Here is a 25164-nt window from a genome sequence, read left to right as displayed (position 1 = left end):
AATTCGAATCGATGGCAATGAGTTGGAAAAACTGTGAAGGCATCTCCAGGCGGGATGGCTTAAAACTCGGCCTGGGCGGCTTGGTTGCCGGTGGCCTGTCCGGCGCACTTGGAGCACGCGCACTTGGATCCGATCGCACTGGCCCATTAAAGCCAGCCAATGCCAAACGGTCGGAAACCGATGCCGATGCTTGCATTCTGGTATGGCTTGACGGTGGTCCCAGTCACTACGAAACCTTTGATCCCAAGCCCGAAGCGCCTGTTGAGATTCGCGGGGCTTACAATCCGATCGCAACCCAGACTCCCGGAATCCTGTTTTCCGAGCGGATGGAAAAACTGGCCGCACTGACGGACGATTTGGCGATTGTTCGCTCGATTCGACACAATCAGGGCAACCACGGCGCGGGAAATCATTACATGATGACCGGGGCCCCGCCTCGAATTCCGGTTGGCTGCGGAGCGTTTGTGAGCTTTCACCCAAGTCTTGGAAGTGTGGTTTCCAAAGAAATTGGCGCGCCGCATGGAATCCCTGCGTACTTTTCGTTGCCACGGATGTCGCGATCTGGTGGGCCCAATTTCCTGGGCAGCAAGTATGCACCCTTCATTGTTCCAGACAGTCCCAACAGTTCCAGTTTTCGAGTTCGTGATGTCACGATCCCGTCCGGTTTGACTGACGGTCGATTTCAGTCGCGCCAGGCGATTCGCGAGAACATCGACAAGATGCTCCGTTTTCATCACGCGCAAGTCGGCGATCCCGCACTGGCGGTTGACGAGTTCTACGATCAGAGCATGCAGATCATCAGCAGCCCTGAAGCCCAGGCTGCATTCGATATTCATCAAGAACCGGGTGAGATTCGCAACGCGTATGGCCGCAATACATTTGGTCAGCAGGCATTGCTCGCCCGGCGGCTGGTCGGTGCAGGCGTGCCGTTCGTGACGCTCTACCATGGTGGTTGGGACCATCACGTCGACATCTTTCCGCGTCTGGATGAGAAGTTGCCCCCGTTTGAGGCAACCGTCGCGGCGCTGATCTCCGATTTGAAGCAACAAGGCATGCTGGAACGGACCTTGGTCGTTGTGCTAGGCGAATTTGGTCGAACGCCCAAGATCAATGATCGAGGTGGACGCGATCACTGGTCCAATGCCATGAGCGTTCTCTTCGCAGGCGGCAAAACACCCGGTGGCCAAGTCATCGGCGCAACGGATCGTCAAGGTTATACCGCGATTGAACGCGTTCTGTCGCCAGAGAATTTTGTGTCGACGATCTATCGCAAGTTAGGCATCGATCCAGGGCAAGTGATGTATACGCCGGAAGGTCGACCGACACACTTGGTCAGTGATGCCAATCCGATTGAAGAGTTAATGGGTTAATGGTGGTTGAAAAAGTCTTGGTCCGGGCGGAGTTTGGACAGATCGGCAGGCAATGGATTCTTTTCAGCTTCGTGCAGCTGTGGCTGTTGGCCACGGGCACGGGGAGTGCATTCGCACAGGTCCAGCTGGATCGTTTTTTTCCTCCCGTCATCACCACCGGTGTGCAATCCGCTGCGGTGGCTGAGGGGAAGTTTCCGACGTGGCCGCCCACGGTTGAATCCAGTCGCCAGGACATCCAGATTGCCATCGGCAAAGATTCTGGCAAGCTAGAGTTCACGGTTCCCAAGGACGCTGCTCCCGGAGTCGCATGGATTCGGTTTTTTGATGCTGAATCGGCTTCACAGTTGATTCCGATTCTTGTCTCGCGGTTTGCAGTCACTGAAGAAAAAGAACCAAACAACGAACGGCAGCAGGCCAATTCGCTTCACTTACCAGCCGTTGTTGCGGGGCGACTTCAAGCGGGTGGTGATAGTGACTGCTACCGCATCAGCGTCAGTCAAGGAAGGCCACTGATTCTTTCGGCCACCGCCAACCAACTGCTTCGCTCACCAATGGATGCTGTGTTGCAGATCACGGATTTGCGTGGGAACGTGCTCGCACAATCGGATGATCAGCGCGGGTTGGACCCCCAACTTGTCTTTACGCCTGCCGCAGATCAAGAGCTGCTGATTCGTCTCTTTGCGTTTCCGTCAACGCCGAATAGCACCGTTGGTTTCGCAGGCTCACCAGCATACGTGTACATCTTGAATGTGACCCAAGGGCCGTTTTTGGATCACGCCGTTGTGACTGGCTCCGAAACGATCCCGTTTGGCTATCACATCGATCCTGGTTCGACGGTTCAAGTCCAAAGGGGCGATCAAGTCTCGCCACCCATCGCTTCGATGCCCGACACGCTGGGATGGTGCTTTCTGGCAGGCGAAACGTTCGGCGAGTCGACCTATTACCGCGAGGCATTTGAGGCAAAGCTTCCGGTGGAGGTGTTTGGGCACATTCGGCGTCCCAAGGAATCACACACGGTTTCATTCGCAGCCCAATCTGGAACCAAGTATCGTGCCGAAGTACGCTCCAAAGGAGACGGTTTTCTGTTGGATTCGAAACTGGAAGCCGTGGAGGCGAAATCTGGGACGGTGTTGGCCAGCAACGACGATCAGACCCGCGGTGGCTATGATGCCGCGATTGAATTCACACCGAAGTCCGATGGGCAGGTGGATCTCAATCTTACCGAAATGCTAGAGGCCTTCGGTCCGCGTCACTTTTACCGGCTTTCGATCCGTCCGGCAGTTCCTGCCTACAAGCTTTCGGTGGCATCCGATCGATTTGTACTTGCGAGTGACAAACCGCTGGAGATCCCTGTTTCAATCCAGCGAGAGTTCGGCTTCGCCGGGAAAGTTGAAATCAAACTTCAAGGCTTGCCCGCTGGAGTGACCTGCAATCCCGTGATCTCCGAATCAAAAGGCGAGACCGCGAAGTCTGTCAAGCTGATTCTGAAATCCGGTGAGATTGAATCGGGGCACCACTCGATCCGCGTGATCGGAAAGCAGCTTGATGTCCCAGTTGACAGCAAGGATGCCGACCCCAGCGAAGCCGCGATCACGGCTTCGTTTTCAGTGCGGCCCTCGATCGAAGTCAATGATCTTTGGCTGACACTCAAGCCGACTGACAAGGCGAAAGAGCAATGAGTATCCGAATCTTCCCGTGCCGATTGAAGGGGTTGGTTTTTACCGGCCTTTGGTTGGCAGGCTTGAGCAATCTGTCTGCGGCTGACTTGGAAGTCGCCGAGCTTCCCGCTGATCGACAGGTTTCGTACAGCCGTGACATCGCCCCTGTGATCAAGAGGAGTTGTCTCGCATGCCACAATGACCAGGAAGCCGAAGCTGGCGTCAATCTAGAGACCGTTGAAACAATGCGGGCATCGGATGTTGATGAGGTACTGATTCCCGGCAAGCCTGACGCCAGTCGCTTGTTTGTGCTCGCCACGCATCGCGATGATCCTGTGATGCCGCCAGAGGACAACGAAGTTTCCGCGTCAACGCTTCGCCCGATCGAGCTCGCCCTGCTCCGTCGCTGGATTGAAACCGGCGCGAAAGTCGATGCGATGCAGTCATCGGTGCAAGCGATTGCTTTTCAGCCATTGCCTCGGCAACTGAAATCGAACTACAGCTCCGCGATGACTCCCGATGCTCGACTTGCCGCGGTGAGCTTTGGGAATCGCATTCAAGTTTTTGCAGGCGATGACGCCACGGCCGTCGCTGAACTGACGACCGTTAACGGCGGGCAAGCGATGGCGGCGCACCAAGACTTTGTTCGTGACCTGGTGCTGGATGCTGAAGGACGCCAGCTGATTTCCAGCGGCTATCGGAACGTCAAAATTTGGGCCAGGTCATCGCCAGAGGCGGTGGCTATTCCCACCGTTGATGCGCCAGCGGTGATTGCAATGGCAATGAATCGAACGGGGACTCATGTGGCAAGCCTTGCACCGCAGGGGCAAGTGAGCGTTGCCGAGCTCGGCAAGACTCGCTGGGATTGGACAAAGGGGTTTGACCGGCCATCGAGTTGGCTTGGCGAAGGGGCGGCGGTTGCCATGATGGCTGTCAATGATCTCGGTGATGCGGTCGCTGTTGGATCAGAAAAACAGCTCTGGATCCTGCGTGTCGATGCTCAGCAAGTCGAACCGATCCAATTGTCAGCAGACCTTACAAAGATCATCTGGGCGCCTGACGGACGTCTTTTGATGGCGGGCTCTGGAGGACAATTATGGGTCGCTAGCCGAGTTCAAGAGCAATGGGCTTTGAAAGAGTATGCCCTGCTCGGTGAATCGCTAACTCACTTTGGCATCGGTGCGGCGAAGCCAACGCGCGTTGTTGCCATCGATCATGCGGGGCATGTCGCAACGCTTGATCTTGATGACGGAAACGTTCAGGCGATTGGGAAGTTGCCATCACCGATGGGTTCTGTAGCAGTGTTTCCCGATGGAGAGGGGCTGTGGGCGGTGGACGAGTCTGGAAGCCTTGGTGTTTATCGCTTTGCGGAAACAAAGTGGGTTGAGCTTGCCAAGTCGGATCCGGTCTCCGTTGAACGTTATCAGCAAACGCGATGGATGTCACTGGTTGGAGAACGGCTGGTTGCGGCAGACGAGAAAGATTTGTCTCAAGCCGAGGCGGACGTGAAAGCCGAACAGGAGAGTTTGGAAGCCCTCGGCAAAGATCTTGACGCTAAGACCAAGGCGCGAGAAGAAAAACAACAAGCAGCCAAAGCCGCCAAGCTGGCCGCTGAAACGGCAACCGAAAAGGCCGCTCGGGCAAAGGCCGCCCAAGAGCAGGCAAATTTAAAACGCACTGAACTTTCAAATTCAATCAAGAAGCTTGACCAGAGGCTGGACGCAATCCAACAAGAGCTTGCCACGCTGAAAACGCAAAAAGCAGATCAGGAGAAGCAGCTCAGCGAGATCCCCGATGCCAAGCAGTTGGCCGAAGCGGTGAAGTCGGCCAGCGATGTGGCTGCGAAGGCTAGCAAAGACTCGCAGGCAAAGCAGGCCGAGTTAATTGCTGCTGAAAGTGCTGTTAAAGCCACGGAGGAAACAAAGAAACGTGGCGAAAAATTGCTCTCTGAGTTGACCGAAAAAGTCACTCAGCAAAAGCAAGTCGTCCAAGCCTCGGAAGCCTTGCAAGCGGAGCGAATGAAAACAGAGGCGGCGGCCAAGGCGATCGCAGAGCCATCGAACGCCTCCGATCGCGGCCTGGTTGTGCTTGCCGGTGCAAAGCGTTTGTTGACCTACAGTGAAGCCTCGTCGACTTGGAGTCTTTGGTCGGATTCAGGTCATTGGTTGGCCCAGGTCCCCGAGTTGTCAGCTCAGCAAGCCATTGTCGCAAGCGGTGAATCGAACTTACTGGCCAAAGCAACTGACGGGACTTATTCTGTCGTGCGATTCGATCCCACGCGTTGGCAGCTTGCTCGTGTCATCGGGTCTGTGGCTGGCGAGAGTCCGTTTGTCGACCGCGTGCTCTGCTTGGACCGAGATCCCAGTGGCCGTTACCTGGCGACCGGAGGTGGACAGCCTTCGCGGAACGGAGAGTTGTTGATTTGGGATCTTGCCGATGGTCAGTTGGTTCAGCGAATGGACCAGCCACATTCGGACACGGTGGTCAGTCTGCGATTTTCGCCGGATGGTAAAACGCTTGCCTCGGGAGGCGCCGACCGAATGATCAAGTTATGGAATACAGCCGATTGGTCGTTGATCAAGACGCTTGAAGGTCACACGCATCATGTGACAGCGATCGATTGGAACGTGAATCGTCGCCAGCTTTCGAGCGGTTCTGCAGACGAGACCGTCAAGGTCTGGGACGTTGAAACCGGCAAGGCTGAACGAACGATCAGTGGTCTGAAATCCGAAGTCACCAAGCTCCGTTATGTCGGTCGCGATGATCGGATCGCGATTGCCTGTGGCGATGGATCGTTTCGCGTGTATCGTACCGACGATGCCAAGCGGGAGATCAATGTCAAGCTGCCTGGGGGATACTTATACACACTTGGCGGTGACCAGGAAGGCACGCGTTTCGTCGTCGGCGGATCGTCCGGGCAGGCGGTCGTTGTGGATCAGAGCGGCAAGCAAGTCGTGGGACTGAACGCCAGCGAGTAACGATTGCTGGAACGCGTGATCACGACTGGCTTTGTCAGTCGCTTCGCCTTGCATCAACCCATCGGCAAGTCACTTCTGGCCAGGCAGTCTCGTCCGCTCCACCCAAGCTGTGATGTCAGAAAACGGGTCCGTGTCATTGGTGCATCGGCCTGGTTCAACACCAGTGCCGAGCTCCATTGCCCGTCTAGCCTGACGGGATTCGCTCCTTGCGAAGACGTGGACCCAAGCGGCGTTGCTAGATCCCTAGTTCTTTTTTGGCTTCAGCAAATTTCTCAACGGCAAACGCCAAGTCTTCTTCGGTGTGTGCGGCGGAGATTTGCGTTCGGATCCGTGCTTTCCCCTTTGGAACGACTGGATACGAGAAACCAATCACGTACAGACCTTTGGTTAGCAACAGGTTTGCCATTTCCGATGCCAGGCTGGCATCGCCGAGCATGATCGGAACGATGGGGTGTTCGCCTGGGATGATTTCGAATCCCAGTTTGCCGAGTTCACTGCGGAAGAACGTCGTGTTCGATTCCAGGCGATCACGCAGTTCGGTGGATTGCGTGAGCCGATCGATGGCATGCAAGGAAGCCGCAACAATCGGTGGGGCGACCGAGTTTGAAAACAGATACGGTCGACTGCGTTGACGCAGCAGGTCAATGATCTCACGTCGCCCGCTGGTGTAACCACCACTGGCTCCGCCAAGGGCTTTGCCCAGCGTTCCGGTGATCACATCCACTCGGTTCATCACATCATGATGTTCATGCGTCCCGCGTCCGGTCTTACCGAGGAAGCCGACTGCATGGGAATCATCAATCATCATCAATGCGTTGTGTTTATCAGCCAGGTCGCAGATTCCGGGAAGATCCGCGATGACGCCATCCATTGAAAACACGCCGTCGGTGGCGATCATTCGAAAGCGTGCCTCGCTTGCTTTTTCAAGTTGTGCTTCCAGGTCGCTCAGGTTGTTGTTTTTGTAACGAAACCGTTGCGCTTTGCACAACCGCACGCCATCAATGATCGATGCGTGATTCAGTTCATCTGAAATGATGGCGTCTTCAGCGGTCAGCAGTGTCTCGAACAGACCGCCATTGGCATCAAAGCAAGAGGTATAAAGGATCGTGTCTTCCGTTCCCAGGAACTCACTGATCTTTTGCTCAAGCTGTTTGTGAATCTGTTGCGTACCACAGATGAAACGAACGGAGGAAAGTCCGTAGCCCCAATCGGCCAGTCCTTCCTGAGCCGCCTTTACGACTCCCTGGTCATCCGAGAGTCCCAGGTAGTTGTTCGCGCACAGGTTCAAGACCGTTTCGCCATCGCCAACTTGAATCCGCATTTCCTGGGGCGACTGAATCACGCGTTCGGATTTATACAGTCCGCCGTCACGGATTTCAGTGAGTTGCTGTTCAAGATGTTTTTGAAATTCGCCGTACATTGATTCGCTTTCATTCAAAGAAGAAAAGACAATCGACTTGATCGAGGTCAATCCGGTGAGACGTCACCGCTGACTCTCGGTTTCATCATTGCCAGTTTAAGATCACCTTTCCAGACTGCCCGCTAAGCATCACATCAAACCCTTTTTGGAATTCAGTGTAATGATAGCGATGTGTCACAACGGGTGAGATGTCGAGGCCGTTTTGCAGCATCACGGACATCATGTACCAAGTTTCGTACATTTCGCGACCGTAGATACCCTTGATGGTCAACATGTTGAAAACCACATCATTCCAATCGATGGCGAGCTCTTCGGTGGGAATTCCCAGCATCGCGATTTTGCCGCCGTGGCACATTTGGCTGATCATATCGCGAAACGCATCTGCGTTGCCAGACATTTCTAATCCGATATCAAAGCCTTCCTTCATGCCCAGTTCACGCTGAACGTCGCTGAGTGATTCCGTGCGAACATCGACGACACGGGTGGCTCCGAGTTGCTTGGCCAATTCCAGACGCCAGGGATTCACATCGGTGACCACAACGTTTCGCGCTGAGGCGTGTCTGGCGACGGCTGCCGCCATGCAGCCAATGGGGCCAGCCCCTGTGATCAAAACGTCTTCGCCCAGAGTGGGGAATGATATTGCGGTGTGAACCGCATTGCCCAAAGGATCAAAGATCGCCGCGATGTCTCGATCGATCGAGTCATCGTGTTGCCAGACATTGGTCATTGGCAGCGCGATGTATTCCGCAAAAGCGCCAGGCCGATTGACGCCGATCCCTGCGGTGTCTGCACACAGGTGGCGACGTCCAGCCCAGCAGTTACGGCAGCGACCGCAGACCACATGGCCTTCGCCGCTGACGATCTGGCCAGCCTTGAAGTCGGAAACGTTACTGCCTACATCAACGATTTCGCCGACGAATTCATGTCCGACCACCATGGGCACGGGGATCGTTTTCTGCGCCCAGGAGTCCCACTTGTAGATATGCAGGTCTGTGCCACAGATCCCTGTGCGATCGACTCGTATCAAGACGTCGTTGATGCCAACTTCTGGTTCTGGGACGTCCTCAAGTGACAGTCCTGGCTGAGCATTCCGTTTTACTAACGCTTTCATCTGGTTGGCCCACTCTGAAGATGAATGTTGAAGCTTGTGACAGTTGAGATGCCTGGGGCGCGTTGTTTGTGACAAGAGATCCCAGGTGAAGAGGGGCAACAATCCACAACCAGCGTCGTGTGGCGGCTCTCCTCCAAGACCGTTCTTTCTTAGTCACGATTGATTCAGTGTATCCCCGATTCATTGGCCTTCGCAGTGCCGAATCAGTGAAGTTATTGAATACTCAGGAACACGCCAACCCAAGGCCTAGGGTCCGTTGATCGGCTAACCGACAGCCACGTTCAAACGGATGCCTACACCGCATTTTATAAGCGCATGATTCGAGAACGTTCAGGCCAGTTCGGCACGCAATGTGGTTAAGCGACAGCCCTCTTCCACCACAACCCAGGCGATGCCTCTCCGGCGCAATCGCACCACTCTGTGCACCACTCTGTGCACCACTCTGTGCACCACTCTGTGTGCCACTCTCTGTGCCACTCTCTGTGCCACTCTCTGTGCCGCTTAGGTCTTCCCTTCGTACGGATCAGCAAACGCGCCAAACGCACCCAGTCCACCGTCCACTTCCAGGTCAGCCCCGGTCACGAACGAGGCTGAATCGCTGCACAGCCACATCACCGCATTGGCAACTTCATCCACTCTGCCGATCCTTCCGACCGGGTGACGATTTGCCAGTGCTTCGCCACCGCCTTGGGCTTCCAGGCTCGCACGCACCATTGGCGTGTCAATCGCACCCGGAGAAACCGAGACCACACGGATGCCCATGCGAGCGTATTCAACGGCCCATTGCTTGGCTTGCATGATGTTGGCTGCTTTGATGGGGCCGTAAACGCCAACATGTCTGGCCGTGCGATGCGCTTGCCCGCTTGCGATATTGCAAATCACGCCGCGCTGTTGTTGCTTCATCTGTGGAATCACGTTTCTAGCCATCAGGTGGTAGCCACGGAAGTTAATCCCAACCATCCGGTCAAAGACATTCTCCGGCAATTCGTCGATCGGGTGGTATGAATCCGCTGGCTGGATCCCGGCATTATTGATCAAGGCATCGATGCGCCCAAAGCGATCGATGACCTTCCTGACGGTCGACGAGCATTGTTCTTGGTCGGAAACATCGCAGTGATAAAAGACGACCTGGTCAGGCAGTTCCGTTGAGTCCGGTTGATCAATGTCGACACAGATGACGGTCGCATTGGACTCCGCAAACGCTTGGCAGATCCCCAAGCCGATCCCGCTCCCTCCACCGGTGACAATGACCACTCGATCAGAGTAATCATATCGGACCATCGCCTTTTCGTTCTTCATCTTGGATCCCACTGTGGCTCTACGCTGCGTTGGATGGTCTGGCTGACAACCGACCTGCGCAGTCGAGATTCGATTACAATTCAGGATGCGGGAAACGCATCGTCGCTGGCTGCGCTGTTGATCTTAATGCAGGTCTCGATTGCTGTCATGAGAAACCCCGCTTCAGATTCATTCCTTTTCTAAGCGTAAACTGCGATGTCTGATCGAAGAGCCTTTTTGAAAACAAGTGTCGGCGTTGCATCGGGGGTCGTCGCTGGCGGCTACGGGCAACAGGAGCAGGTGCTTGCCGCCAGTGCTGTTGCCAGTGAACGCATTCGTCTGGGTGTGATTGGGATTGGCCCCCGAGCCAAATACGTCTTGGGCGGAATGCTGAAGCACAAAGATGTTCAATGCGTTGCCATTGCTGATGTTCAGCAAACAAGACGGGATGCCGGCAAGAAGCTTGTCGACAACGTGTACGGTGACGCTGCCTGCGAAACGCTCGGTGATTTTCGTCAGTTGCTCGACCGCAAGGACATTGACGCGGTGTTCATTGCCACCGGCGACCGTTGGCACGCCACGGCATCGATGTTGGCTGCCGAAGCGGGCAAGGACGTTTACAGCGAAAAGCCCTGCGGCATCACCATCGATCTGTGTAAGCAACTTGCCGAAACCATCGATCGAACGGGACGCGTCTTTCAAGCCGGTACGCAGCGTCGCTCCGTTGCGAACTTTGTCGAGGCAGTGCGGTTGGTGCATGACGGCGTGCTGGGCGATCTCAAGTCACTGCATGCGACGGTTTACGTTCCCGAGATCAAAACACAATGGCTGCCGGGACAGCCAACCCCCAATGCAAAACAATGTGATTGGAACCTCTGGTTAGGGCCCGCTCCCTGGCGGCCTTATCATCAAGATTATGTCAACGGTCGATGGCGAGGCTACTATGACTTTGATTCCGGGGCGCGGCTCTTGGACTGGGGAGCGCACACCGTGGATCTTTGCCAGTGGGCTCATCATGCGGATGATACCGTGCCTGTTCAATACGCTGCGGATGAAAAAGGTGTCACGGCGACTTATGCCGATGGGACGCCGCTGCGGATCGATTTCCTGCAAACGCCCTTTGGCCAGCGTCCGGGATGGATTCAGTCACTGGGGACTTGTCCGGTGCGATTTGTCGGCAGCAAAGGCATTGTCGAAGTCGGCGATAGCGGCGGGATTGTGGTGTCCCCAGAGAAGTTGATGTCGGCGGTCAAGCCATTGCCACAAAAGGGTTCCGGCTTGGATGTCGAAGCGCACAGCCGAAACTTCTTTGATTGCATCAAGTCCCGTGAGTTGCCGGTCGCCAATCAAAACGCCATGCGGCAGTCGCACATCGCCTGTCATGCCGCCGCCATCGCTTGGATGCTGGGGCGGACCGTTAAACTCGACCCCAAGACGCTGCAGTTCCTGGATGACGACGAAGCCAATCGACTCTGTGCACGGCCCGAACGAAACTGGCAATAGCCACGGCCGTTCGCGTTGCCCTGAGACCTGTCGCTTGACGATTCTGATCCCCGACCTGATGGTCGATGAAACCAGCCCTCCTGCACTGATGATCAATGAAATCGCTTCTTAACACTCTCTTGCTTTGCCTCTTGACGTTTCACAGTGTTTCCGCTGCGAAACAGCCCAATGTCGTTTTTATCCTGGCAGACGACTTGGGGATTGGCGATGTGGCCTGCTATGGCGGGGAACGTTGTCTGATCGAGACGCCTAACATCGATCGCTTGGCTCGCAGCGGAGTCCGTTTTACTGATGCGCATCCAAATGCCTCCGTTTGCGGGCCCACTCGCAGAGCATTGATGACCGGTCGCTACCCGTGGCGATTTGGTGCGGCGGTGAACAGTGGACCCTGGGGGTTCGTGGGGCCAAAACCCGGTACAGAAAAATCGACGCTTGGCAAACTCCTGCAACGATCCGGATACGAAACCGGATATGTCGGCAAGTGGCATCTCGGGACAACGATGACGACCCTGGACGGCAAAAAACAGGGTCCCGACAATGTCGACTATACAAAACCGTTGAAGTACGGCCCCGTGCAGTTTGGGTTCGATGAGAGCTTTATTCTGCCGGGATCTCTGGACATGTACCCCTACGCGTTTGCTCGGAATCATGTCTGGCAAGGCGACATCACCGCGCAAAAAGGATGGAGTGCCTTCAATCGCGTCGGGCCTGCTGAAAAGGATTTCCAAGATCACGAAGTGCTTGAGACCTTTTATCAGGAAGCCGAGTCATTCATCCAACAGCAACAAACAGGTAAGCCGTTCTTTCTGTTCCTTGCGCTCACTGCACCTCACACGCCCACCAGTCCTGGCACACAATGGCAAGGCAAAAGTCAACTCGGGGTGTATGGCGATTTTGTCATGGAAGTCGATCACTCCGTTCAGCGGGTCGTGAAATCGCTCAAAGACAAGAATCTTTACGAGAACACTCTGATCCTGTTCTCCTCTGATCATGGGCCGGCGCCTTATGCTGGCAATCTGCTCAAATCCACCCCTGCACAGATTCATCAACTTGAAAAAGCGGGACACTATCCAAGTGGTCCGCATCGAGGATACAAGTTCTCTGCGTACGAGGGAGGCTTGCGAGTCCCATTGATCGCCAGTTGGCCGGGCCAGACGCCGCAGGGAGAAACCTGCCAGGCATTGGTCGGGTTGAACGACTTATTCGCGACCTTTGCTGAACTGGCCGGTACGGAAATGAAGCCTGATGAAGGTCCTGACTCGATCAGCTTTGCCAATCTACTGCGGCACCCAGATGATCTGGGACTTCGAAAAACACTGGTCCTGCAGTCTGTGGCTTCATTTGTGATTCGAGACGGTGATTGGAAACTTTGTCTTTGCCCAGGAAGCGGAACCCAGGCCAATTCAGAGAACGCTCTGGGCAGTGACCCGATGCCCGATGTGGCCTGGGCCAAGGCGCTACAGAACTTCTCCGGTAAGCCAACGGAGTTGGATCTACTCAAGCCTCCCTTCGTGCAGTTGTTCGATCTCTCTCAGGATCCTCATGAGGACAAGAACTTGGCCGCCGAACAGCCACAGCGGGTCGAGCAAATGGTGTTGGAGTTAAGACGCCAAGTCGCTAGCGGTCGCAGCACTCTCGGTCGACCATTGAAGAACGACAGGAACGTCAAGGTGGTCAATCTAAAGGATCCACGCCTTCCCGCCGTTGTTCGCCAACGCTTGCGGTAACCAGCTCTCCTTTCCAGATGCGAGCCATGCTTTTTCGATCTGCTTTTCTCTCTGCCATCGTTGTCTTTTCGGCCTGCTTCGCTGCGTCGCCTGTTGCAACGCAGCGGAGGCTGGATGTAACGCTTCCCCGCAGAGATCACTCACCCAGCACGCGTGTTAGGCAATCCATCGAAGTTCGTCCAGGAACGCGTTCACTCGTGGTGCCCGAGGGGAAGTCTTTACTGGGACATTCCCAAGCACCGTTCATCAGTTGGCTTCCAAGCCGAAGTAATCCACATGCAGTGATCGCCGGAAAGACATGGCCACGCCAACGTTGGGTTGCTTTATAAATCCTGCGATTCAAATCACAATGCTTCCATCCCATAGACTGACCATGCTCACTCGAGTGTTCCTGTTTCTGATCCTTGGCTCTTCAATCTGCCAAGCACAACATACCTGGCAGAAGCCGAAGCCGTTGATCCCTCGGTCGAAGGTCGAACAGATCATTGGTCGAGTTGAACAATCTGAGCCGTCCAAAGATCGACGCATTGTGTGGGTCTGGGGGTATGACAAACCACATCAGCCAGGCGCTCACGATTACCTTCGCGTTCGGGATCTGATGACCGGATTGCTTGCTAAAGTCCCTCGGTTCACGATCGAGCACGCGTATCTGTTTCCGTCCCAGGAACAATTTGAAAATGCGGATCTTGTCGTCATGTACTTGCATTTGCCACAGCTAACGACACGGCAGTATTCGATGTTCAGGTCGTATCTTCAACGCGGCGGCGGTGTGGTTGCGATCCATGAGACGGCGATCATGCGGCCTTCGTCGGAAGGCAAAAAACTAGCCGAATGTCTTGGCATGGCTTGGGACGAAGGACGTTCGCAGTGGGGAGCGATCTTTGAAGACATCACCATTGATAATGCGCATCCGATCTTCAAGGGATTCCCCAACAAGCTCTCCATCGTCGACGAATTCTACTGGGACCTTCATCGGATGGATGGAGTCAATGTTCTGGGCACAGTACGAACAGGGCCACCAAAACGAAGCTCTGCGCGGGTGCCTGAATCGATGCTGTCCAAGTCTCGCTCGCCAATGTTCTGGACCTTGGAATCAGGCGCTGGCCGAGTGTTCGGCACAACCTTAGGGCACAATACATTCAGCTATTATGATCCGGAGTTGCGGATCGTCTTGTTTCGAGCCATGGCTTGGGCGATGAAGGAATCCGCCGATCCGCTAATGCCGTTGGTTTGTGAAGGGATCACCAACCAGCAGAACAGGGTGGGAACAACCGACGACATGCGAGACTGGAAAGGCAAACGTCGCGCCCCGCCATCGGGCGACTAATCAAACGCCCTGTTGTGGTTGAGTGTCTCGTGCTGTTTCCGCGCCAACGACCGCTAGAATGTGACAGCGGTGTTGTTTTTTATCGCACTCTTCAAACGCCAATTCCTCTGTTCAGTTATGATGGCGGACCAAAGTTTTGCAGCCTAGCGGCAGCGCAGAGCCACGCGGGACCTGCTGTCGGTTTAGGTTCGAAGTCACACACCTTGCGAGATTACTGATGTTGAAGCCACTTTCTTTGTCCTTGCTAGTCGCGTCAGCGATGCTCAGTCCTGTTACTGCGGCACCGCCGATTCGCCAATACGACGCGCCGGGAGCACCCGCGTTTACCGTGCTCCCGACTGGCGAGGATCCCGAGATTGACGTTCATGATAATTTTGTGATCGGGCCTGAGTATGTCTCGGCTCCTGAAAACAACGTGGTCGATGGCGTGCCTCGTGGATCGATTCAACAGTTCAAAATCGATTCACGGGAGACTAAGATCTTCAATCCTGGAATCGCAAGAAAAGTCTTTGGAAAGGTCGATCCTGAAAATCCAAAGACGCTGATCGTTGACACGCATGAGATCGATTACGAGCGACAAATCACGGTTTACATCCCGGCCCAGTACAAGCCGGGATCTGTGGCTCCTTTCATGGTGGTTCACGATGGACCAAAGGGCAAGTCAAAGGGGACGCTGCCTCGCATCCTGGATAATCTGATCGCACAAAAACGAATTCCAGCGATCATTTTGATTCAAATCGCCAATGGTGGCGGCGACGCTCAGGGGCATCAACGTGGTCGTGAATACGACAACATGTCAGGCCTGTTCGCCGAATACATCGAGACCGAGGTGTTGCCACGAGTGGAAGACAAGTGCCAGGTGAAGTTGACAAAAGATCCCGACGGACGAGCTGTGATGGGGTCCAGTTCCGGCGGTTCAGCGTCTTTGATTATGGCTTGGTTCCGCAACGATCTGTACCGCCGCGTCCTGACCACTTCAGGGACCTTCGTCAATCAAGCTTGGCCGTTTGATCCACAGTACCCCGATGGTGCCTGGGGATTTCATGAAACATTGATTGCTAATCAGCCCAAGAAACCGATCCGCTTGTTCATCTCAGTGGGTGACCGAGATCTGTTGAACCCCAATGTGATGCGTGATGACATGCATGATTGGGTGGAAGCCAACCATCGCATGGCCAAAGTGCTCAAGGCCAAGGGGTACGAGTATCAGTACCTGTTCTGCCGGAACTCAGGGCACGGGATCCGCAACGCCAAGCAGCAGTTCTTGCCGCACGCCATTGAATGGGTTTGGGATGGTTACGGCGAACGGCCAGTCAAGTAACCCGTCGCATCGGTCCAGGTCCAGCGACTGGTTCAATGTCACCATCGGCGACGCTCAGTCACAGCAGTGTCTGAGCTGGCGACGCGAACGACGGCAAACAGCCATCGCAAGGAAATTTCCTGCGATGGGATGCTTTGGGATTCACGCGTTCTCTGATGGAGGAACTATGAAGGGCTTGCTGATTTAATCAACACTGCTGGCTCGGATGGTAGAGCCACCTCTGGCTAACTCCAATGCAGCAGGTGGCACTTGCTCTCTCGACGCAACGCCCAATAGCAAGTGTAGAACACCTACGGCGTTCGGGCCTCGAGGCTGAGTTTTCTTCGGCCAACAGAATCTGGGAAATACACCACGGTTGCCAGCGAGATTCCATCGAGCGGTTTGTCATCACGCATCATTTCCGAACGCCGAAGGTGTTCTATTCCATAACCCAAGGTGCGCAGCGCACCCTGGGGACAGACTGGCAATCGTCGCAAAACCGGGAATAAACCACGAAGGACGCGAAGAGCACGAAGGAGGGAATCGCAATCATCCTCCGGCGACTGTCCCCAGTCTTGAATGCCTGAACGCCGAAGGTGTTCTATTCCATAGCCCAGGGTCGCGCAGCGGACCCTGGGGACAGGCTGGCAATCGTCGCAAAACCGGGAATAAACCACGAAGGACGCGAAGAGCACGAAGGAGGGAATCACAATCATCCTCCGGGGCTGTCCCCCGTCTTGAATGCCTGAACGCCGAAGGTGTTCTACCCCATAGCCCAGGGTCGCGCAGCGCACCCTGGGGACAGGCTGGCAATCGTCGCAAAACCGGGAATAAACCACGAAGGACGCGAAGAGCACGAAAGAGGGAATCACAATCATCCTCCGGGGACTGTCCCCAGTCTTGAATGCCTGAACGCCGAAGGTGTTCTATTCCATAGCCCAGGGTCGCGCAGCGCACCCTGGGGACAGGCCCCACACACAGGCCCTACACACATTGTCTCCGAACGCCGTAGGTGTTCTACAACTGGTTCGGGATAGTCGCTTGGAACGCAATCACGTGCAAGGCTTTTCGCCCAAAGTCGCCAAAAGCCTTGCACTCGAAACAGCAAGCAAGCCGCCAAGCCAAGCAAAAACCAAGGTGTTCGACTCAATCAGCAAGCCCTATGAATGCCTGAACTGTGTGACTGGCGTGAGCCAGTTGTTTGACGTAAGCATGGGGCGGCAAATTAAACACAGAGCCACAGAGGTCACTGAGTTTTTTTCGGTCTCTTCCTCTGTGTTGCAAACTCGCTCGCCGAAGGAAGCGACCATTCAGATCAACGCTTGAGTGATTCGTGGTTTCACTTCGCTGTCGGGTCGTGTTTGTGCTGAAATTCTGGAAACGGTGCCGGGGCGTTGGGGGGCAAGCGATTGAGGATCTTTTGCAGACGGGCGCGGCGGCCAGGAACAATGCGTTCTTTGGACGTGAAGAGGTTCTTGGTTTGTTGCGGATCGTCTTCAATCTGGTAACAACCCTGTTGATTGTCGAGCAAATACTGCCAGTCGCGAACCATTCGAAAGTCTCCAATTTGTGAGAAGATCCAGTTCCGCTTTTTGAACGGGTCTTCGTCGCCGGAAAGACTCGGGACGAGTGACTTGCCATCAAGTGTGACGCCGCTGGGCAGTTTGGCGCCGGTCAGTTCGACAAGTGTCGGATAGATGTCGGTGAAGTCGACGAGATCTGTGGAGTACAGGCCCGCCTGCGGGATCAAAAACGGAGCGCGAACGATGAACGGCACATGCACGCCCCAGCTCGCTCGTTGCCCTTTTCCTTTATTGTAAGGCTTCGCGCCAAGTGTCCCTGCGGCGGATGAACCGTTGTCACCGACAAACAGGATCAGCGTGTTCTGGGCAACGCCTGCATCGTCGACAGCGTCGATCAGATTGCCAACCAGCTTGTCCATGTAGGTCACATAGCCAGCGTATTGCTGTGTCTTTTCAGTCGGAGGATTGTCTCGGTTCAGCGGCGTTGCACCGAACGGACCGTGAGCCAGCAGCATCGGGTAGTAGAACAGAAACGGTTCGTTTTTGTGGCGGCGAACAAAGTCGCAGGCAAAGTCATTGATGGTGTCCGGTCCGTAGGCGGCGGTCTCGCGATTGCCGTTGGTCATGATGTGGCCGCCAAAGTAGCGTTCTTCGGTCTCTGGATGCCCCTTCTCGGCGCCCGTCCAGACGCAGTGTTCGTCGAAGCCGTGATGTTTCAAGGCCTGTGGCTGTGATCGCAGGTCGTTGATCTGCCATTTGCCGCCGATACCTGTCGCGTAGCCGGCGTCGCGAATGGCGCTGGCGAAGGTCGTGAATCTGTTCCAGTCCAGGCCATCACCTCCCCAGCGAGGCACATCGTAGTGCTGTACCCAGCCGTGGCGAAACGGATACTGGCCAGTTAACAGCGTGACTCGAGTGGGTGTGCAGATCGGCGTGCACCATGCTGTCGTGTACCGCAGGCCTTGTTTGGCAAGTCGGTCGATGTTGGGTGTTTGGTTTTCTGCACCGTAGCAGCTAACCCAGTCGCGTCCCATGTCATCAACCATGATGAGGATGATGTTGGGAGGATTGTCTGCGCGCAAGGGTGTGGCAAGCAGAAACAGTGACAAGGTGAGAAGGAGGAAACGCATCGTATTGTTCGCAGTCGAAAGGGGTAGCAACATAGGACCGAAGTTATCTGGATCGAAACGCTTCACTGGTGACCACCCGTTTGATCACGTCTCTAAAGCCGTAGCCACTCTCGGCGGACTGTGACACGATGCGATCAATGTCGCCGCGATCAACGAACGCCAGTCGCCGGCCCAGGGCATAGGTCATGAGTTTTTCCGTCAGGCATCGCGTGAACTGGTCGGGGCGATCCAGTAGGTAGGAACGGATGCCGTTGACACCGTTGAACCGGGAACCGTCTGGCATTTCTCCGGAGGGATCGATGGGTGAGAGCTTGGAGTAACGTGTTCGGAATCGACCCACGTGGTCAAAATTCTCCATGGCTAGGCCGATCGGATCGATCTTGCGATGGCATTCGTTACAAGTTTGAATCGTCCGGTGTTTTGCCATCAGTTCACGGATGGTTTTCACGCCGCGGGTGTCGGGTTCAACTGGTTGAACATCCGGCGGCGGTGGATTCGGTGGTGTGCCAAGCAAATTCTCCAGCACCCAGATACCGCGTCGAACGGGCTGCGTTTCCACACCGTTGGATGTCAGTGTCAAGATGCTGCCGTGGCCAAGCAGTCCGCCGCGACCGTCCTGAGGTTTTAACGCTACCCTTTGGAACTCGTCTGTGTCGACGGCTTCGATGCCGTAGTGCCGAGCCAACGCACCGTTGACGAATGTGTAATCGGCGTCGACAAATCGCAGCACACTTTCGTTCTCGATTAGCAAGTGATTGAACAGTCGCAGTGTCTCCTGCCGCATGGCCGATTCAAGATTGTCGGCATAGTAAGAGGTGTTGTTTGCTGGATCGGGGGGCATCTCGCCAAGCTGCCGAAGCCCCAGCCATTGGCCTGGGAAATTTTCGGTAAATGCATTCGCTTTTGAATCGTTCAACATGCGATCCACTTGCTGGACAAGTTGTTCCGATGACGCGAGGGAGCCGTTTGCAGCCAGGGCCAGCAATTCATCGTCCGGCATGGAACTCCACAGGAAGTACGACAGACGCGTGGCCAGTTCAAAGTCGTTGAGCGCTCGGTGGGAGCGATCCTTGTCGGGTTCGACGAGGTAAAGGGATCCCAGGGAAGCCAGGATGGCACGCATCGCCAGTTTGGATGATTCCCAGAAATCGCCCGTCTGTTCAAGTCGATCCGTTCCCAGTTGGATGTACTTTTCTAACGCTGCGAGTCGACTTGACCACGTCACGCTTTCGCAGCAAACCGGGTGAGGCAACGTCGCAGATCCGCTTCCGTGGGCTGCTCTGGGACATCGCTGAAGAAGCGAGCGAATCCGGGAAGTGGCCATTGATCGTACAGCGGACCTTCAAGTTCCAAGCGATGTCCGCTGGTGTTCCGTCACGGATTTCATATTCGCCAAAGGTTCGCGTTGAAACGATGCCGAGACGCCGATTGGTCACCAGAACATGAATCCGCGGTGACTCGGACGGATCGTAGCCAAGGCCATCCAAATCGAAACGATGTTCTTTCCAGCGAACGGTGTTGGCGCGGATGCGAAGAATGTACGCGCCATCGGCCGGCGCGCCGGCGTACTTGCGTTTGACATAGGCTCGTGTGAACTGATCACGTACCAGGGCTCGTTTGAACCCGCGTTGATCCGAATGCCCACCGCCGTGAATCGCGTCGCCTTCCGAAATGATGTGATCGATCTTTGGCTGCGGACCGGGGCGAATGGCTTTGTCGACGATCTCTTCCGCCGCGTTCAGATACTGGGACAGTAAGAAGTCTGATGTCAGTAAGTCTTCGCCGATATTGTCAAAGCCTTCAACAGAATCGTCGGCAGGGAACGCGACAGTTGGATCAAAGTCGGTCATGTTCAAGCGAAACAGGTCTCGCACCGTCTTGAGGTATTCGGTGCGATTGAGTCGCCTCAGGACGACGCGCCCGGTCGAATGGCTGCGCGCCTGCTCGCGCGCCTGCTCGCGCGCTTGGGCGAGTGTTTGAGTGAGGACCGAGACAATGTTCTGAAGTTCGTCTGGCGAAGGCTGCGCTTCGTCCTCGGGCGGCATCTGTCCCAGGTTCAGTTGGTCAAGAACCTCCTGAAGCAGTTCGCCTTCCTGCGGTTGGGTGAAGTCAAACTGCAACTGATCAAATCGACGATCGCCGCTCTGATCACCGTAACCATGGCACTCGATGCAGTGTTCGTGCAGGAAGTCCTTGATCGACTTGTGAGCCTCGCTGGCGAGCAGTGGTGAAGCGACCAGCGACAGAAAAAGGCATAGCAGTAGGGTGATGTGGCGATTCATTGAAGTTTCTAACTCGATGATGACTCATTGAACCGGTAGCAGAAGGCGCCGGGTGACTCGGTTGCCAAGTTGCGGAAAAGTCATTCAGGACAGCAAATGATCCAGGTCACCGCTGCTGCTGGAGAAGCGGTCCGTTTCGATGCCTAACTGCTTCAGAAGCGTGACATAAAGATCGGAGAGCGGCGTTTCCTTTCCAGCGTCTTTCGGGAACGAATGATGATTGCCGTGTCTCAGTCCGCCACCGGCGACAAGTACCGGTACATCGCGACTGCTGTGTGCGCTTGCATTGCCCATGCCGCTGCCGAACAACACGATCGTGCTCTCCAGCATCGATCAGCCCTCTTGGTCTTTTTCAGCCGATCGACGAATCCAGCGAGTTGTGTGAGGTAGTAACGGTCGATCACTTGAATTTGGCTGGCTTTCTCGGGATCTTTGCCGTGGTGCGTCAACGTGTGGTATCCCATCGTGACACCGTCGAACGGGAACATTCGGTTGCCGCCCGGCATCTGATACGTCAGCACACGCGTTGATTCCGTTTGCAAGGCCAGTACCATGATTTCAAAAAAACATTGACATGTCGTGCGGATACCCAGACTGCTCGGGTTCGTCTTCATCCTGCTTCGGCGGTTTCGCATTGGGTTTCGGGATCTCGATCCAGTCTTTTCGTCGAACAAGCTTGCGCTCTGTTTCTCGGACGGCGGTCAGATACTCCTCCAACTTGTCGCGATCCTGTGATGCCAGTTGTGGCTGAAGTGAACGCGAATCCTCAAGCAGCACATCGAGGATGCTGGCGTTATCGTCAAGAGCTTTCCGCTGGCGGTTTTTGGTGTTTGCGTCTTCATCAACGAACAGCAGGTTGAAGAACCGATCGACCGTCGGAACCGACGGCACAGGAATCCCCGCTTCGGTGTATGAAATCGGAGCTCCATTGCCAGTCACCAATGCTGGGAAGCGGTTGTTCATGCCGACATTGCGAGCGATCAGCTGATCGAGCGACAGCAGTCGACTCCGATCGCCGCCTGCATCGCTGGCCTTCATTCCGTTCATAAAGGTCCGTGTGCAAGCGTGCCCACCGCCGACTCCGGGATGATCCAGGTGCGAAAACAAGGTCATGTCCTCGCGATGCCGCTCCATCATCTTCAGCGTATCGGGCATTTTGTAGTTGCGTCCCGTTTCACGAGGGAAGAACGCTTGCGGATAGATGCCGTAGTCCGGTGCGACACAGACAAAGTGTTTCGCGGTTGCGGCGGGCCCCTGCTCATCAGCGACGGCTGCCGGTTGCAGCGACTCCAGCATCGGCAGTGCGAGACTGACGCCGACGCCTCGCAAGAAGACTCGTCGATCAGGTTGCTTGCATTATGAAAAGCGGTGCATTCCATTCACCTTTTTCTCGTTGTTGGATTCAAAGTCATGCGGTTGTCACCCAGCGAAACACCGTTCACATCCGGCGGGTCTTTGCCGGACACTGCAATCGATCCGAGATTGCTTGGGTGAGGCATCAAGGATCACGCGAATCTGATCGACCGCTGAGCCTGCGGAAAGGTCCAAGGATAACGTTCGCCGGTCTTCGCTTAGGATCACAACGTCCCGGCCATTATTTGCGGTGTCGCTGGTGCGCAACGGCTCGATACCGCGTGGCATCTTTGAGTAATTGCCAAGCGGATTGCCCAGCAATCCGCGGCCGATAAAGTCTCCGACAGAGCAAACGCGGTCAGCCACGAAGGCGTTTGACGCGTAAGTGATTTCAGCAATCGCGTCTGCTGGGCGAGTCGGCTTGGGGGCATCCCTGAGCGGAAACAATGCAATGAGCAGCAAAGCCGTCGTCGCGAACGCTGCCACCCAAGCGATCCGTCGTGGTGGACGTAAGTGGGCTCGCCAAGGATTGGCCTGAATCGGGGACGCCTGCTGATTAGTGTTTGATCGCCGAGTAGTGCTTAGGAAATCACCACCGCAGAGCAACTCACTGGTGTGCTGATCAATCATGGTTTGGCGAGCAAATTGGTCCGCATTCGCTGTGTTTTCTCCGACCCATTGAAACAGTTCGGCCAATTCCTCGTCGCTGAGTTCATCGTCAAGATAGCGGTCCGTCTGGCGGATCATGTCGCTCACGTCATTCCCTCCGCTTTTAGTTTTCCGTCGAAACATTTTCGCAAGGACGCACACACGCGATGCAACATGACACCCACATTGCTGGCTGTCATGCCAAGCCGCTGAGCGATTTCCTTCAGTTCACGTCCCTCGGAGTACCGCAGGGCAAGAAGCTCGCGACTCTGTCCACGGACTTGCCCAAGGCAATCGGCAAGTGATGCCTTCCTTTCCTCCGCCTGGGGTTCCAGTTTTTTGATCGCCAGAGCAACTTGGTCAATCGCCTGGGAAAACTTGACCTGTTTGTCGCGGTGTTTTTTTCGCAGGTGGGCCAGTACTACCCGTCTTGCGATCCCCAGAGCCCAGCGAATGAAAGGGCGTTGGGGGTCCCAATCTTCAAATTTCTCAACAACGACCAGAGCGACATCCTGCAGCACATCTTCGCAATCCACGCGATCACGCAGGAAGGTGCCGATAAACCGCCGCACCGCAGGCTGAGCCCGCGTCCACTCGATCGTCATTCGTTGTACGGTGTCTGAATTTTCCATCACAACCAAGTATTGTCGTGAAGCAGCAAGGCATTACAGAAATTTTAAGAAAAGTGGTTTATCATGGTCCGCTGTGGGCCAAACGAACTGAATCCCCAAGACGGGCCGCAGCACTGCGTCTCATTTCACCGGCAGACGGACGTGTCGTCCAGTCATTGTTTTGCCAGGATTGAGTGACGTGTGAGGCTAGCGGATCAACGGCAAGAGGCCCGTTGGATTTCTGGTTCAATCCACTTCCCTTTCAATCAGCACGTTGATTTGAAGTCTCTCACCAAGTAACCGCTGCATTAGCAATCTGTCATGCCATTGACCAAGTCATTTTTATCAGCTGCAATCGCCATTCTATTCATTGCTTCCGAATCTCCAGCGATGGATGTTTTTGACATGGAGGCGATTCGTGACGCAAGCACTTTGGAAATCGAAGTCTTGCAGGATTGGCACGTTGTCCAAGGCCGAGTTGCGACACGGCAAAAACTAGTCACCATCAATGTCGGCGACCTTTGGAAAGGGCAGGCATATCGCGTCCCCGTTCGCATGGTCGTGCCCGTCGATCGAAAGGCCAAGGGGTTTCACCTGACCGGTTCCAGTACGCCGGACCGATTGAAGCAAGATGCCAGGCCCAACGCTGTGTTTCAGCAGTTGATCGAAGGTGGTGTGGGATTGGTGTACACCGTCGTCCAAGAGCCAGGCACCTACGGTCAGCGTGAGTTGTCTTCGGAATCGGAAAAGCGTTTTGCGCAGACTTTGAATCCCAGGTTCAAAATTCAGTATTGGGCATGGCCAGCCACTTTAATGCGCGCCATCACGACGGCCTACGCTGAAGTCGATCATTTTGAAAAAGGCAAAATCGCAGCCAGCGGAGGGTCCAAAAATGGGGCCTCTCCGTCAATGGCGATCCTGCACGATGATCGCATGACCGCGATTCACGCCACGGTGTCGCCAATCTGGGATTCGCCTCTGCGCCTCTGTGATCGGGAAACTTGGGATCGACACCTTGCCCAAGGCGGCTCGCAGCGAGGCTTTTCCGGCGGGCATTACGGTCCTAACTTCAACCAACGAGCTCTCGATGCCGGACAGTCGTGGAAAGATCTGCAGGCCTTCGCTGCCGGGATCTCCGATCAAGTGTTTATCTCCCGCAACCTCAACGCTTTGCGTGAGCGTGGCGTCGAGATGCTGTTTCATCCAGGCACTCACGACATGGTTGCCTACGATCTGGTTTGGGGTGGCAGTCATCATCCGACCATCCCCGTGTACCTTGGGGCCAACACCGGCCACGGCGGCAAAGGCCATCCAAGGACCGAACGCGATCAGCAGAATAAATCTGCATTCCTGTTGCGTCACTTTTTCCCGGAGTCCGTCAAGCAGCCACTTCTTACACCGCCCCGCATTGAAACCCGTGTGGATGGCAAGCGATTGAAAGTCACCGTCCGTTTCGCAGACAACTCTGGCGAAGAGTCCGGAAGGATTTGGTGGATCAGTGATCGTGGGCCCGACGGAAGCCCCAGTTACTTGAAAGAGCTGATTCCAAACGAAAACAGCATGGAGATGAAGCGCGAAGGAACCGCGTGGGTGGCGGAAATCCCAATCGCATCGGGGGCTAAGCATCTCGACGTCTTCACGAACCATCGGAAAATCATCGACTACCAAGATCAAAAACTGCGAACCTACCTCTCAAGTCCGTACACACGCGTGACAGTCAGCGACGACAGATGAGTTCTTGCTCAAACGCTGGCGATCGGAATCAAAATGTGCAGCTGGAACTTCATGTTGTGACCGCTTCGGAAGGAAACGGTGCCGGCTTGGGTGAACGCAGCGAAGTGCCGGCCCTGCGTCCGTGAGGGGGCTTTCAATCGCCAGCACGGGCTTTTCAATGAAAAACCGGTGTGCGGCGTTACCTGATGCCTGACAGTGGTATTTATTGTCG

18 protein-coding genes and 1 pseudogene are annotated in these 25164 nt (G+C 55.2%); 9 read left to right on the top strand and 10 right to left on the bottom strand.

What is annotated here, in order from left to right; all coding sequences use genetic code 11:
- Window positions 1-17: 17 nt before the first annotated feature.
- Genes SV7mr_RS23850 through SV7mr_RS23840 form a run of 3 tightly spaced genes read left to right on the top strand, consistent with a single transcriptional unit; the run spans window position 18 to window position 6006 of the window.
- Entirely contained in the window at window positions 18-1370 is a 1353-nt protein-coding gene (locus tag SV7mr_RS23850; protein WP_473163661.1) for a DUF1501 domain-containing protein, read from the top strand.
- Entirely contained in the window at window positions 1370-3049 is a 1680-nt protein-coding gene (locus tag SV7mr_RS23845; RefSeq protein ID WP_145277404.1) for a serine protease, read from the top strand. Before SV7mr_RS23850 ends, SV7mr_RS23845 begins: the two co-directional genes overlap by 1 nt.
- Complete coding sequence (locus SV7mr_RS23840; RefSeq protein WP_145277402.1) at window positions 3046-6006, top strand: WD40 domain-containing protein; 2961 nt, start codon at window positions 3046-3048, stop codon at window positions 6004-6006. Before SV7mr_RS23845 ends, SV7mr_RS23840 begins: the two co-directional genes overlap by 4 nt.
- 235 nt (window positions 6007-6241) lie before the next feature.
- Here SV7mr_RS23840 and SV7mr_RS23835 read toward each other — a convergent pair whose 3' ends face one another.
- The 3 genes from SV7mr_RS23835 to SV7mr_RS23825 all read right to left on the bottom strand — a co-directional run bounded on the left by SV7mr_RS23835 (window position 6242) and on the right by SV7mr_RS23825 (window position 9836).
- Entirely contained in the window at window positions 6242-7426 is a 1185-nt protein-coding gene (locus SV7mr_RS23835) for a glycine C-acetyltransferase (protein WP_145277400.1), read from the bottom strand.
- A gap of 85 nt (window positions 7427-7511) precedes the next feature.
- Window positions 7512-8537, bottom strand: a complete 1026-nt coding sequence (tdh, locus tag SV7mr_RS23830; protein WP_145277397.1) for an L-threonine 3-dehydrogenase — start codon at window positions 8535-8537, stop codon at window positions 7512-7514.
- A 501-nt stretch (window positions 8538-9038) separates the two neighbouring features.
- Window positions 9039-9836 carry an SDR family NAD(P)-dependent oxidoreductase gene (locus tag SV7mr_RS23825; RefSeq protein WP_145277396.1) on the bottom strand — a complete coding sequence of 266 codons (798 nt, stop codon included), beginning with the start codon at window positions 9834-9836 and terminating at the stop codon, window positions 9039-9041.
- Window positions 9837-10031: 195 nt separating this feature from the next.
- Here SV7mr_RS23825 and SV7mr_RS23820 point away from each other — a divergent pair, with 195 nt between their 5' ends.
- The 4 genes from SV7mr_RS23820 to SV7mr_RS23805 all read left to right on the top strand — a co-directional run bounded on the left by SV7mr_RS23820 (window position 10032) and on the right by SV7mr_RS23805 (window position 15693).
- Window positions 10032-11318, top strand: a complete 1287-nt coding sequence (locus SV7mr_RS23820) for a Gfo/Idh/MocA family protein (RefSeq protein ID WP_145277394.1) — start codon at window positions 10032-10034, stop codon at window positions 11316-11318.
- Window positions 11319-11413: 95 nt separating this feature from the next.
- Window positions 11414-13045 carry a sulfatase family protein gene (locus SV7mr_RS23815; protein ID WP_145277392.1) on the top strand — a complete coding sequence of 544 codons (1632 nt, stop codon included), beginning with the start codon at window positions 11414-11416 and terminating at the stop codon, window positions 13043-13045.
- Window positions 13046-13418: 373 nt separating this feature from the next.
- Window positions 13419-14372 (top strand): ThuA domain-containing protein, encoded by a 954-nt coding sequence (locus tag SV7mr_RS23810; RefSeq protein ID WP_145278916.1) that lies wholly within the window; start codon window positions 13419-13421, stop codon window positions 14370-14372.
- Window positions 14373-14589: 217 nt separating this feature from the next.
- Complete coding sequence (locus tag SV7mr_RS23805; protein WP_145277390.1) at window positions 14590-15693, top strand: alpha/beta hydrolase; 1104 nt, start codon at window positions 14590-14592, stop codon at window positions 15691-15693.
- A gap of 1318 nt (window positions 15694-17011) precedes the next feature.
- On the opposite strand, the gene SV7mr_RS23800 is transcribed toward SV7mr_RS23805, so the two are convergent.
- The 7 genes and pseudogenes from SV7mr_RS23800 to SV7mr_RS23770 form a co-directional block, all read right to left on the bottom strand.
- A complete protein-coding gene (locus SV7mr_RS23800; protein ID WP_419187855.1) occupies window positions 17012-18325 on the bottom strand; it encodes a sulfatase-like hydrolase/transferase in 1314 nt (437 codons plus the stop codon).
- A 43-nt stretch (window positions 18326-18368) separates the two neighbouring features.
- Window positions 18369-19550 carry a DUF1592 domain-containing protein gene (locus SV7mr_RS23795; RefSeq protein WP_419187854.1) on the bottom strand — a complete coding sequence of 394 codons (1182 nt, stop codon included), beginning with the start codon at window positions 19548-19550 and terminating at the stop codon, window positions 18369-18371.
- Window positions 19486-20607: a DUF1587 domain-containing protein gene (locus tag SV7mr_RS23790; RefSeq protein ID WP_145277384.1), complete on the bottom strand. Its 1122-nt coding sequence runs from the start codon at window positions 20605-20607 to the stop codon at window positions 19486-19488. Before SV7mr_RS23790 ends, SV7mr_RS23795 begins: the two co-directional genes overlap by 65 nt.
- An 84-nt stretch (window positions 20608-20691) precedes the next feature.
- Window positions 20692-20937, bottom strand: a complete 246-nt coding sequence (locus SV7mr_RS25830; RefSeq protein ID WP_419188519.1) for a hypothetical protein — start codon at window positions 20935-20937, stop codon at window positions 20692-20694.
- Window positions 20838-21903: pseudogene (locus SV7mr_RS25825) on the bottom strand (DUF1552 domain-containing protein). Before SV7mr_RS25825 ends, SV7mr_RS25830 begins: the two are co-directional and overlap by 100 nt.
- 123 nt (window positions 21904-22026) lie before the next feature.
- The gene (locus tag SV7mr_RS23775) at window positions 22027-22716 is read right to left on the bottom strand and encodes a hypothetical protein (RefSeq protein ID WP_145277378.1); all 690 of its coding nucleotides are present in this window, start codon (window positions 22714-22716) and stop codon (window positions 22027-22029) included.
- Window positions 22713-23240 (bottom strand): sigma-70 family RNA polymerase sigma factor, encoded by a 528-nt coding sequence (locus SV7mr_RS23770; protein WP_145277376.1) that lies wholly within the window; start codon window positions 23238-23240, stop codon window positions 22713-22715. Before SV7mr_RS23770 ends, SV7mr_RS23775 begins: the two co-directional genes overlap by 4 nt.
- A gap of 300 nt (window positions 23241-23540) precedes the next feature.
- Here SV7mr_RS23770 and SV7mr_RS23765 point away from each other — a divergent pair, with 300 nt between their 5' ends.
- Both SV7mr_RS23765 and SV7mr_RS25820 read left to right on the top strand, forming a co-directional pair.
- Window positions 23541-24953 (top strand): hypothetical protein, encoded by a 1413-nt coding sequence (locus SV7mr_RS23765; protein ID WP_419187853.1) that lies wholly within the window; start codon window positions 23541-23543, stop codon window positions 24951-24953.
- The gene (locus SV7mr_RS25820; protein WP_419187852.1) at window positions 24950-25078 is read left to right on the top strand and encodes a hypothetical protein; all 129 of its coding nucleotides are present in this window, start codon (window positions 24950-24952) and stop codon (window positions 25076-25078) included. The genes SV7mr_RS23765 and SV7mr_RS25820 overlap by 4 nt, the downstream gene beginning before the upstream one ends.
- Window positions 25079-25164: the final 86 nt, after the last annotated feature.

This window comes from Stieleria bergensis (assembly GCA_007745635.1).
Taxonomy (GTDB): domain Bacteria; phylum Planctomycetota; class Planctomycetia; order Pirellulales; family Pirellulaceae; genus Stieleria; species Stieleria bergensis.
Note: the sequence above shows the minus strand (reverse complement) of the source record. Positions and strands in the feature narration are given on the sequence as shown.

Bases quoted from the DNA above. Each gene is read 5' to 3' on its own strand.
- SV7mr_RS23850 (WP_473163661.1), top strand. From the start codon at position 18: ATGAGTTGGAAAAACTGTGAAGGCATCTCCAGGCGGGATGGCTTAAAA.
- SV7mr_RS23845 (WP_145277404.1), top strand. From the start codon at position 1,370: ATGGTGGTTGAAAAAGTCTTGGTCCGGGCGGAGTTTGGACAGATCGGC.
- SV7mr_RS23840 (WP_145277402.1), top strand. From the start codon at position 3,046: ATGAGTATCCGAATCTTCCCGTGCCGATTGAAGGGGTTGGTTTTTACC.
- SV7mr_RS23835 (WP_145277400.1), bottom strand. From the start codon at position 7,426: ATGTACGGCGAATTTCAAAAACATCTTGAACAGCAACTCACTGAAATC.
- tdh (WP_145277397.1), bottom strand. From the start codon at position 8,537: ATGAAAGCGTTAGTAAAACGGAATGCTCAGCCAGGACTGTCACTTGAG.
- SV7mr_RS23825 (WP_145277396.1), bottom strand. From the start codon at position 9,836: ATGAAGAACGAAAAGGCGATGGTCCGATATGATTACTCTGATCGAGTG.
- SV7mr_RS23820 (WP_145277394.1), top strand. From the start codon at position 10,032: ATGTCTGATCGAAGAGCCTTTTTGAAAACAAGTGTCGGCGTTGCATCG.
- SV7mr_RS23815 (WP_145277392.1), top strand. From the start codon at position 11,414: ATGAAATCGCTTCTTAACACTCTCTTGCTTTGCCTCTTGACGTTTCAC.
- SV7mr_RS23810 (WP_145278916.1), top strand. From the start codon at position 13,419: ATGCTCACTCGAGTGTTCCTGTTTCTGATCCTTGGCTCTTCAATCTGC.
- SV7mr_RS23805 (WP_145277390.1), top strand. From the start codon at position 14,590: ATGTTGAAGCCACTTTCTTTGTCCTTGCTAGTCGCGTCAGCGATGCTC.
- SV7mr_RS23800 (WP_419187855.1), bottom strand. From the start codon at position 18,325: ATGCGTTTCCTCCTTCTCACCTTGTCACTGTTTCTGCTTGCCACACCC.
- SV7mr_RS23790 (WP_145277384.1), bottom strand. From the start codon at position 20,607: ATGAATCGCCACATCACCCTACTGCTATGCCTTTTTCTGTCGCTGGTC.
- SV7mr_RS25830 (WP_419188519.1), bottom strand. From the start codon at position 20,937: ATGCTGGAGAGCACGATCGTGTTGTTCGGCAGCGGCATGGGCAATGCA.
- SV7mr_RS23770 (WP_145277376.1), bottom strand. From the start codon at position 23,240: ATGGAAAATTCAGACACCGTACAACGAATGACGATCGAGTGGACGCGG.
- SV7mr_RS23765 (WP_419187853.1), top strand. From the start codon at position 23,541: ATGCCATTGACCAAGTCATTTTTATCAGCTGCAATCGCCATTCTATTC.
- SV7mr_RS25820 (WP_419187852.1), top strand. From the start codon at position 24,950: ATGAGTTCTTGCTCAAACGCTGGCGATCGGAATCAAAATGTGCAGCTG.